Source organism: Nostoc sp. CHAB 5715, from assembly GCF_020829685.1.
Lineage (GTDB): Bacteria > Cyanobacteriota > Cyanobacteriia > Cyanobacteriales > Nostocaceae > Nostoc.
The window spans coordinates 1-9,745 of sequence record NZ_JAIVFR010000167.1; the positions used below are offsets into that span (position 1 = coordinate 1).

The window sequence follows — 9,745 nt, forward strand, 5'->3', positions numbered from 1 at the left end:
GCTACTTTTATCCTAATCAGCTTAACCGTCCAGACTGCTGCTTTTTCAACATCAAGTAATGCCAAGCCTACACTGTACTCGCAGAGTCAGTGAAGGAGATGTCCCAAAGCAAAAGCTGCGATCGCTTCTTATGGTAAAGCAATTGCTCAAAATTCTCAATATGGCGCTGCCTACAACGGCCGGGGATTAGCCTACTTTGACTTGGGAGACAAGGAAAAAGCGATCGCAGATTACAATCAAGCACTTAGCATCAACCCTAACGATGCCGAAGCCTACAATAACCTGGGGAATGCCCGCGCTTCATTAGGAAATAACAGAGAAGCAGTTAAAGATTACAGTGAAGCGATTCGCCTGAATCCCAACTATGCCGAAGCCTACAATAACCGGGGAAATGCCCGCGCCACCTTGGGAGAAAAAAGGGGGGCGCTAGATGATTTTGACCAAGCAATTCTCCTCAATCCCAAATATGCGATCGCCTATAATAACCGAGGAAATGCTCGTGCTGCCAATGGAGAACCACAGGGTGCGATCGAAGATTACAATCAAGCCATTCGCCTCAACCCTAACTTTGCCGCGGCCTACAATAACCGGGGAAATGCCCGCGCTACTAATGGAGACAAGCAGGGAGCGCTCAAGGACTTACAACAAGCAGCAAGCATTTTTCAAAGTCAAGGCAACAATGACTTATATCAACAAGTGATGAAAAACATTAAAGAACTTGGACAGTAGGGAGTGGGGAGTAGGGAGTGGGGAGTGGGGGATGAGGGAGCAGGGGGAGCAGGGGGAGCAGGGAAGAAATAAGCAATGAATGCCCAATGCCCAATACTTCGACTTCGCTCAGTACAAGTGCCCCATGCCCAATGCCCCATGCCCAATACTTCGACTTCGCTCAGTACAAGTGCCCCATGCCCAATGCCCCATGCCCAATACTTCGACTTCGCTCAGTACAAGTGCCCCATGCCCAATGCCCAATGCCCAATGCCCCATACCCAATACCCTATTCTTCAATAATCGGGCTGCGGAGGTCTTCTACCATCAGTTGAATTTCTGCTGGAGGAGGTGGGGTTAAGCGCGAAACTACTAGGGTAACAGCGAAGTTAATTAGCATACCCAAAGTACCAATTCCTTCAGGGGAAACCCCAAAAAACCAAGGTTGCATACCCCCAAACTTGACACCGATAATGTAGATTATCGTAAAAATTAAACCCGTCAACATGCCTGCGATCGCACCTTCAGAATTGGTGCGTTTGTCGAAAATCCCCAGGAAAATCACCGGAAAGAAACTAGCGGCGGCTAAACCGAAGGCAAAAGCCACCACCTGACTAACAAATCCTGGCGGATTCACCCCAAAATAGCCGGCGAGGACGAGGGAAAAACCTACCATGATTCGCCCGACAAACACCCGTTTTTGTTCTGAGGCTGTGGAATCTATGATCCGGTAGTAGATATCGTGGGCGATGGAACTGGAAATTACCAGCAATAAACCTGATGCTGTAGACAAAGCAGCAGCCAAACCGCCAGCCGCTACCAAGCCAATCACCCACGGAGGCAGGTTAGCTATCTCTGGGGTGGAAAGCACAATGATATCTGGGTCGATCTTTATTTCATTAGTGTCTTTATTTGGAGTTAACTGGAGACGCCCATCCTTATTTATGTCATCAAAACCCAAAAGTTTAGTTTTTTCCCACTTCGCCGCCCAGTCTAGCTGCTGCACTTCTGCAACCGTATGATTGTGCAGTGAATCGATCAGGTTGTAGCGGGCAAACATAGAGACAGCTGGAGCAGTTGTATAAAGAATGGCAATAAATAGTAGTGCCCAACCAGCAGAAAAGCGAGCTGCACGTACACTCGGTACTGTGTAAAACCGGACAATTATATGGGGTAAGCCAGCCGTGCCTACCATCAGAGCAATGGTAGTGAACAGCACATCCAGCATCGACTTATTCACAAATGGCTCAGTATACTGCTTAAAACCCAGGTCAACTTGGATATTATTGAGTTTTTCTCCAATATCACTGAAGGTAAATGCTAGTTGGGGAACAGGATTACCAGTGAGAAACCAGGCGATCGCGATCGCTGGAATCAGGTAAGCAAAAATCAACACACAGTACTGTGCTACTTGTGTCCAGGTAATGCCTTTCATCCCTCCCAACACAGAGAAAAAGCCGACGATCACCATGCCGATGATCACGCCTGTATTGATATCTACTTGTAAAAAGCGGCTAAAAACAATGCCCACGCCCCGCATTTGTCCAGCAACGTAGGTGAGGGAGACGAAAATGGCTGCAACTACTGCCACCAGACGGGCAATATTAGAGTAGTAGCGATCGCCTACAAAATCTGGCACTGTATACTTACCAAATTTCCGTAAGTAGGGAGCTAGTAATAATGCCAGCAGTACATAGCCGCCAGTCCACCCCATTAAATAAATAGAACCGTCGTAGCCCAAAAAAGAAATCAGCCCCGCCATTGAAATAAACGAAGCTGCGGACATCCAATCAGCGGCGGTAGCCGCACCATTAGCAATTGAAGGTATCCCTTGACCTGCTACAAAAAAGTCTTTACTATTTTCGACTCGTGATTGCCAACCAATATAAATGTAGGCGAGGAAGGAAAGTCCAACTAATACAATAGTCCAAATTTCAACTGACACGGTTTTTCCTCACTTCCTGATATTGTATTTATGACTTTGCTTGCTGAGATTGTATTTGCGGTCTAGCTTCTCCATTTGGAAGGCATAAATGAAAATCAAGGCCACAAATACCAGGATTGACCCTTGTTGCGCCATCCAAAAGCCAAAGGGTACGCCAAAAAACCGTATCCCATTCAAAGGTTGAACCAACAAAATACTAAAAACGAGGGAAACCAATGCCCAGACAATTAAAAGATTACGAATTAAAGCAGTATTAGCACGCCAATAAGAACGGCGCTGATCTTCATCCATTGTTGTTCATCATCATTGCGTTGGTGTATCAAAATAATACCAATAAGCCGTTAATATCCTGTCCAATGACTGTATTAATTTTTAAATTATTTACTAAATAATATTTAACAATATAGTATTAAATCAAACTAAGTAGTAACTAGCTGAGAATTAACCCATAGTCAGTTATCAACAAATGTTGGCTGATGAAGGTGAAACATCCAATAAATCATTAATTATGAAAGTATTTTATACAATATATTTACTATAAAATACGTATTAATGACTAGAAAGTTTTCACATTAAATGCTAAAACTTTTATTATTAAAGCTATACAAGCAATTGACGATCCTAAAGTGAGTAAAATTAATTTTAAAAATATACGAGTAATTACCATAGGCTTTTACGTAGTATTTTTAATAACATTTTAGATAACGAGCTTGTTATTACAAACATGGGGCATTACCAAAATCTAGTAAATTATTATATAAATAACCAGCATCACCATAGATTTTTTAACTAGTTTTGGAAGCCCGCAAAAATAACTTACCTAATTTATTTGTGAGCAATCTTGATTCTCAAGGTTTGCAATTTTTAAATTGGATAACTTTTTCGTGCGTGTCTTCAGAAAGCACGGATTTCAGCTTTAACCATACCACAAGCCAGAATATATGTTTATCGAAACACTAATCACAAACCCGATTTATTTTTTCAGAATCGTTGCCATTGTCATATTCTCCATTACTTTGCATGAACTTGCTCACGGCTGGGCTGCGATGAGTCAGGGAGATAACACTCCACAACAAACAGGCCATCTGACGCTTAATCCTGTAGTTCACATGGGCAAAGAATCAATCATCTTTCTCTGTCTCATGGGTATAGCTTGGGGACAAATGCCCGTCAACCCATCTAAGTTTCGTTCTGGCAAGCTAGGCAATATTTTGGTATCAGCAGCAGGCCCATTGTCGAATCTGGCTTTAGGCATTCTATTTATTGTGCTGCTCAAACTTTTCTTTAACCCTAGTCTTTCAGGACTCTTGAGTGTCGAATTTCTTTACCTAGCGGCTCGAATTAATCTGACGTTATTTCTGTTTAATCTGCTGCCAATTCCACCACTAGACGGCTTTCATGTCTTCAGTGAAATTTTTCCTCAACTAAAGCCACTGCAATATAACCAATTCGGACTCTTTGCCATGATGCTTCTATTTATAATTCCGGGTTTTGGGATAGGACTTGGTAGCATTGCTGATTTATTTATCCAGTCAGGGTTGAGGATGTAAACAGTAAATTTTTAGGCAAAGGCAAAGGAATATTTGAATGAAAATCAAGCAAAAAATTGTGGCTACTGCTACTAGCATTGCCTTGAGCATTGCTGCTGTACTTCTGCCATCTGGAGAATCAATGGCGAGTATTTTACCTGTAAGTCAATATAGTAATCAATGGCATTCTGTAAATAATCATTTAGTTAAATACCCTCACGAAATAAGTCAACAATTAATAGTTGTACAACCAGGGCTATTTAACTCTGTATTAAGCAATTTGGGAATTGAAAAAGATAATTTGCTCGCCTGCTTGAATCAGGAGCGATCGCCGTTAACCTCTTCCATTGATTTATTGATGAGATTATTGATTATTGGAAGCTTTGGTTCTATGGGAGTTGCAGGTTATTCTTCTTTTGTAGAACGCTATTTCCAAATCCTTAATAAAGATATAAAAATCATTTACTACAGTCTTTTTTTATTATTGTCTTTACAGATTATAGTCAGTTTTATTGGAACTACGTCTTCATCCACAAGTCCAATTAATTCTGCGATACGCCCAAACTCTAGCTGTATTTTAGGAAACCCATAGAATTGCTATAGCAATCCTAAATCATCCATGAGAGACAAGAACCCCAACTTGTCAAATAAGTTGGGATTATAGTTATTGCATATACCAATCTTATTTAATTTGTATATACAATCCAATACGCTTGGCTTTGTAAAAAATTGCTTTGTTGGGTTGCGCTTTGCTTAACCCAACAAAGCCCGGGAAATGTTGGGTTTCGTTCCTCAACCCAACCTACATAGTTTAAGGTTTTTAGCGTTAACTGAACTGTATTGATATACAATCTAATTGTCTACACCGACAGAAATAAGTTTGCTGTAATATTCAGTTTTGGCATAGATGCTGATAATACTATCACCAACTGCAAAAAAAGTACCTTGTTGCTCATCTTTAGAGAATTGCAAATTGGGATATCTAGCAGCAGCTTCTTCAGCAGTCATCGGTTTTGCTTCCATTTTATCTGGCAATACTCCAGTACAACCAATGTAAAATACCAAGGGAGATATCTTATCTTGGTAGATATTTTCTACATATTGTTCTAGCTTGTTATTTGCCGTCGTTAAAGCTGCAACCATTTCCTCTTTGCTGATCTGCTTACCAGCTTGTTTATCCTGTAACAACTGCGCCAAACTATCAGCATCAACTTTCTTAAGAATACCTACGACTATGCCATTTTGCTTAAGCCCAAGAAAATCATCAAAAATTGGTTTCATCAACTCGTCAACTTTTGTAATCTTGGTGCGTGATGATAGTAGCCTGTGCCGAACAGCGAGATTTTCATTCAATGCCATCTCAAAAGTAGGCTTGATGATAATTTCTCCAGTGATTTTATCATAAAGACGATACATTCTATTCAAAAATTTATTACCCGAATGAAACTTACTAAGGTTAAGAATATCTTGACTGCCGATATCAATTTTATAGCTCAATCTTGAGTCAAGAGTCCCATTAACTAGAGCTTCATGGATGTCTGTATATTCATTAGTTGTAGGGAAGTTGATGTAAACATTTTTAGATAGATAGTGCTTTTTAAACTCATCTAACTGTCCTGCTACAAATACATCTGACTCCTTTCTTAAGTGAGCAGAAATAATACTAGTAATTACTTTAATTTCTGCGAGTTCATTGAATAGTCCATCAATGTTGCTGTAACAACTATTTGCAGCTACTAGCGGCAAGTTATCTAACTCAATGGTATGTTCAGCACGAAAGTCAAAATCTTCTGCATCTAACACACCCTTTTCTTTTAGCAAGTCAAAAGCTTTTTTACTGCTGATTTTGACTTGTAAAGACTTGACGTTTATTTTGCCGTCGCTAACAATTGTGTAATTATTAAAGCTATTGAGGTCATTTACTAGCAAACCTGCTACCTCAATAGTGGGAGTTTGGTCTTCAAATTTGGCTAGTTTGACTTTACGTTTGATAAGCATATTGATAGTAGCAGTATTGCGATTAAACTGAAACTCGCCCATACCAACATACTCAGCATTATCTATATTTTCTGTTCGCAACCACGGCTGAAGCAGTTCCCCATTTTCGTTTCTCACACCTTTAACGCGCTTAATACCTGTTCTTTGATAATGTTCTTGCAGGTGCTTGATATTGACGATAATATTGTTGCGATATTGTGTAAAAATTTGGATTAGTTCTACCAGAGAAATTTTCTTATTCGTCATATTGCTACCTTCCATATAAAGGTCAAGAATCTTTTAATGCCTGTTAAACTGTGGAAAATTGAAGGGCAAACCCACAATAAATTGATGCTACATACCACACAACTATTGTGTGTTCACGTTCGCATTCACGAACTAGCTAATATCGCGTTTATTTACTACAAACTTTGGGCATTGCCTGGTAAACTTTGCGTTGCATACTCACCGGATATTCTTGTATAGTACAATTGTATCATGACAAGGACAAATTGTGTAGGCGTAGCCCGTAATAGTAGTCTGTCAATAAATTGATGGTAAGTAAGTTCGTAGTAAGGACTTTAGTCTTTATTTTCTAAGCACTAAAGTGCTTACTACAAACCCAGGACTTACGCAGCGATGATTAGTCATTGCGAGCGGAACGCAGTCAAGCGTTGCAATCTCGTCAAGACTGGGATTGCTTCGCAATGCTTGCAATGACGAAAGTACGTTGCCTTTGCGTAAGTCCTAAAACCATCAAAACTAGCTTGACAGACTAAGTTTCGTGAAAATTTGGCAAATCTTCGCGATCGCCTCCCCCCAAATCCAGAATAGACTACATGGGGCTACGAATTTACAGGTTTTGTGCAAAGCGTACCGTGATAAAACTGAAAAACGCGTTAGCGAAGCTTACCGTTCGCGTAGCGTTCCGAAGGAAAGGTATCGCCTAGACTAAAATTCATATTGAACTAAGTAAAAATGCCATTCGACTTACTCAAAATGAGCTTTTACTTACTCAAAAGGAGCTTTTACTTACTCAAAATAAGCTTTTACTTTCTCATTTTGGTGTTTTCCGCAAGCAAAATCAGCTTTGACTTTCTCAAAAGCAGCTTTTACTTTCTCATTTTGGTGTTTTCCGCAAGCAAAATAAGCTTTGACTTTCTCAAAAGCAGCTTTTACTTTCTCATTTTGGTGTTTTCCGCAAGCAAAATAAGCTTTGACTTTCTCAAAAGCAGCTTTTATAGCAACAGCCAAGGTGGTTAGGACATTAACAGATGATAAAACTTAGACACAAAGCGACTTTTCACCCAGTCCCCAGTCCCTTGCTATACTTTCTCATTTTGGTGTTTTCCGCAAGCAAAAGCAGCTTTAAAGTTCAACCCAACCTACGCATCTGTTTCATTTTTTTCTAGAATTGTTATCAGGAGTAAGAATTCAGAATTAATTCTGACCGAAAAAAGTGAATTAATTAGGACTTACGCACGCTCTACGAATTCTTGGCGTTCTTGGCGTCTTGGCGGTTCGACAAATTAAGCTTTTGGGCGATTTTTGCGTAAGTCCTATTAATATCTAACGCCATGTGCGACTTTCTCTCAAACCTAACCCCCAACCCCTTCCCTACTAGCGTTGGGGAGCAAAAATCAAAGCCTCTCTCCTAAAAGGAGAGAGGTCAGAATATTAAGTCGCACATCGCGTTATCTAACCTTCAAGTAGTTGACGTGCATAAGCGATCGCTTCTACTGTTGTTGAAACTTTCCCCTCAGCTTGTGCTACACCAATTTCTCTCAACAGTTGCCCGATAATTGGCGAAGCTGGAATATCTAATGCTATAATCAACTCCTTCCCGCTCACTAGTGGAGTGGGATGAGCGACCAGATCATCAGGGTTCAGGTAGCGGTTGATCAAAGGTGCCCAAATAAGGCAGCGTTTTGCTTTGGTTTCCATTGCTATGTGTAGTGGCTTGTCACCAGACATCGCCTCTACCAAAATATCAAGTGCTACAGCTAAGACTGCCATAGCGGGAAAGACAATATCTGCGTCATGAAAGAAAAAGTATTGTTCTCGCAAAGACATATCGACTACTTGAAGCTGCGGTAACAGTTTCAAGGCAGTGGTTACACCTCGGATTTCGGCACGACTATAAGTTAGTTCCTGTAGTTCTATTTCTGCTAACTCTGGAACTGGGTTAACAAGACAAGCAAGTTTGGCAATACCTAACCAAGTGGTTTTGATACTATCGCGGACATATTCTTGCAGTTTTTCCCCTAATTGTTGCCAATTTTGGCTGAGTAAGGCAGCTGCTTCGTCAACTGCTGCTAATTTTATCAAGCTTTCACGGGTGGCGTTTTTGAAGAAAGGCGCAAGTAAACCATCTTCCCAAGCACTTGTAATCCAGGGAGTACCCTGAGAATTGCTGAGTAGGTAGCCAATTTCTACCCTAAGTCGTTCGGCTGCAACTTTGCTGATATGTGATGCCAAAGAACGAATTGCGGCTTGGGTAGCTGGCTCAATAGTAAAACCTAGTTGGGCGGCTTGACGATAACCTCGCATTAACCGTAAAGGGTCATCTTCTAGGTTCGCAGGTGATACCATTCGCAAAATGCCTTGTTGCAAGTCTACATAACCTTGCAGAGGATCGATGATTTCTTGGGTATGGGGATTATAAGCGATCGCATTTACTGTAAAGTCCCGTCTGTGCAAATCAACTTCTAAACTATCTCCTTCTTGTTGGGCAAAGTCAGCCGTGGCGTGGGGAAAAACCACACGCGCAATTTGTCGTTCTGCATCGAGTAACACAAAACCAGCTTTGTAATGATGAGCGATCGCTCTCGCTACCTTTACCGCTTTAGATGGTATAACAAAATCTAGATCCAGATATCCGCGAGTTCTGCCAAGGATAGCATCTCGGACAGCGCCACCTACCATGTAAGCTGGTTGTGGCAAGAATTCCAAGCTGAAAGGCCAATTTTCGGGAGCTAGAGTAGAAGGAATCGATTCAGGCATTGTAATAAAAATCAACCCAGCAACTCATGAATAACAGTTGGGCTTACGTTAGATTAACAATAAAGGCCCCTGGAGTTGGTTCTATTATGTGTATTTGCGTGAACTGCCACTATGTAGACAGCTGTGTTACCTATCATGCCGTAGAAGGGCAGCACCAACAGCCTCACTTGACCGAAACACCAAATTTTGATCCGAATGAACCTTCTATCAATGTCAACATTCGGACTAAAGATGATGTAATTGAAATGGAATGGGATGTTGTTGGTTGTCTGAGCTTTAAGCGAGAAACGGGTAAGTGGTCGAAGTTGCGTCCTGGTGAATTAGTGCCGACTTGACAGAAAATGATTGGTGTATCTTACAGCTATTTTCAGCTAAATAGACAGGCGGTAGGGACACAGCAATGCTGTACCCTTACGACAGATGTGCTTCAAATACATGATTTCTGCTGTAATGAGATTTTGTCCTTCAACGATCGCTAATTCATGGTACAGGGAGGAGATGTGAGGAAAGCGATCGCAGAAGATAAAAAAGCTAGCCAAGAGAAACCAGCATGACCAACCCACAGCGACTAGACCACTTACCC

Annotated in this window: 11 protein-coding genes and 1 pseudogene; 6 read left to right on the top strand and 6 right to left on the bottom strand. The window is 41.1% G+C overall.

Features of this window, described 5'->3' with window-relative positions:
* Nucleotides 1-111 precede the first annotated feature (111 nt).
* Nucleotides 112-729 (top strand): annotated as a pseudogene (locus LC574_RS11440) (tetratricopeptide repeat protein); the annotation flags it as partial.
* Nucleotides 730-804: 75 nt separating this feature from the next.
* The gene (locus tag LC574_RS11445; RefSeq protein ID WP_229453634.1) at nucleotides 805-1,011 is read left to right on the top strand and encodes a hypothetical protein; all 207 of its coding nucleotides are present in this window, start codon (nucleotides 805-807) and stop codon (nucleotides 1,009-1,011) included.
* Here the strand turns inward: LC574_RS11445 and LC574_RS11450 are convergent.
* Nucleotides 998-2,653, bottom strand: coding sequence for a sodium:solute symporter family protein (locus LC574_RS11450; RefSeq protein WP_229453635.1), 1,656 nt, complete (start codon nucleotides 2,651-2,653; stop codon nucleotides 998-1,000). The two genes, LC574_RS11445 and LC574_RS11450, sit on opposite strands and share 14 nt — an antisense overlap.
* A gap of 9 nt (nucleotides 2,654-2,662) precedes the next feature.
* Nucleotides 2,663-2,944 carry a DUF4212 domain-containing protein gene (locus LC574_RS11455; protein ID WP_229453636.1) on the bottom strand — a complete coding sequence of 94 codons (282 nt, stop codon included), beginning with the start codon at nucleotides 2,942-2,944 and terminating at the stop codon, nucleotides 2,663-2,665.
* Between the two features lie 650 nt (nucleotides 2,945-3,594).
* Here LC574_RS11455 and LC574_RS11460 point away from each other — a divergent pair.
* Together LC574_RS11460 and LC574_RS11465 are read left to right on the top strand one after the other, a co-directional pair.
* Complete coding sequence (locus tag LC574_RS11460) at nucleotides 3,595-4,203, top strand: site-2 protease family protein (protein WP_229453637.1); 609 nt, start codon at nucleotides 3,595-3,597, stop codon at nucleotides 4,201-4,203.
* 37 nt (nucleotides 4,204-4,240) lie between these two features.
* Nucleotides 4,241-4,774: a hypothetical protein gene (locus LC574_RS11465; RefSeq protein ID WP_229453638.1), complete on the top strand. Its 534-nt coding sequence runs from the start codon at nucleotides 4,241-4,243 to the stop codon at nucleotides 4,772-4,774.
* A 260-nt stretch (nucleotides 4,775-5,034) separates the two neighbouring features.
* Here LC574_RS11465 and LC574_RS11470 read toward each other — a convergent pair whose 3' ends face one another.
* Nucleotides 5,035-6,426, bottom strand: a complete 1,392-nt coding sequence (locus tag LC574_RS11470) for a hypothetical protein (protein WP_229453639.1) — start codon at nucleotides 6,424-6,426, stop codon at nucleotides 5,035-5,037.
* A gap of 36 nt (nucleotides 6,427-6,462) precedes the next feature.
* Here LC574_RS11470 and LC574_RS11475 point away from each other — a divergent pair, with 36 nt between their 5' ends.
* Entirely contained in the window at nucleotides 6,463-6,645 is a 183-nt protein-coding gene (locus tag LC574_RS11475; protein ID WP_229453640.1) for a hypothetical protein, read from the top strand.
* Nucleotides 6,646-7,191: 546 nt separating this feature from the next.
* Here LC574_RS11475 and LC574_RS11480 read toward each other — a convergent pair.
* Together LC574_RS11480 and LC574_RS11485 are read right to left on the bottom strand one after the other, a co-directional pair.
* Nucleotides 7,192-7,413: a hypothetical protein gene (locus LC574_RS11480; protein WP_229453641.1), complete on the bottom strand. Its 222-nt coding sequence runs from the start codon at nucleotides 7,411-7,413 to the stop codon at nucleotides 7,192-7,194.
* A gap of 444 nt (nucleotides 7,414-7,857) precedes the next feature.
* On the bottom strand, nucleotides 7,858-9,162 hold the full coding sequence (locus tag LC574_RS11485; protein ID WP_229453642.1) for a CCA tRNA nucleotidyltransferase: 1,305 nt from the start codon (nucleotides 9,160-9,162) through the stop codon (nucleotides 7,858-7,860).
* An 86-nt stretch (nucleotides 9,163-9,248) separates the two neighbouring features.
* Between LC574_RS11485 and LC574_RS11490 the strand changes: the two genes are divergently transcribed.
* The gene (locus LC574_RS11490) at nucleotides 9,249-9,497 is read left to right on the top strand and encodes a Ycf34 family protein (RefSeq protein WP_118167283.1); all 249 of its coding nucleotides are present in this window, start codon (nucleotides 9,249-9,251) and stop codon (nucleotides 9,495-9,497) included.
* Nucleotides 9,498-9,533: 36 nt separating this feature from the next.
* On the opposite strand, the gene LC574_RS11495 is transcribed toward LC574_RS11490, so the two are convergent.
* On the bottom strand, nucleotides 9,534-9,745 hold a 212-nt coding region (locus LC574_RS11495; protein ID WP_229453643.1), incomplete at its 5' end, for a hypothetical protein.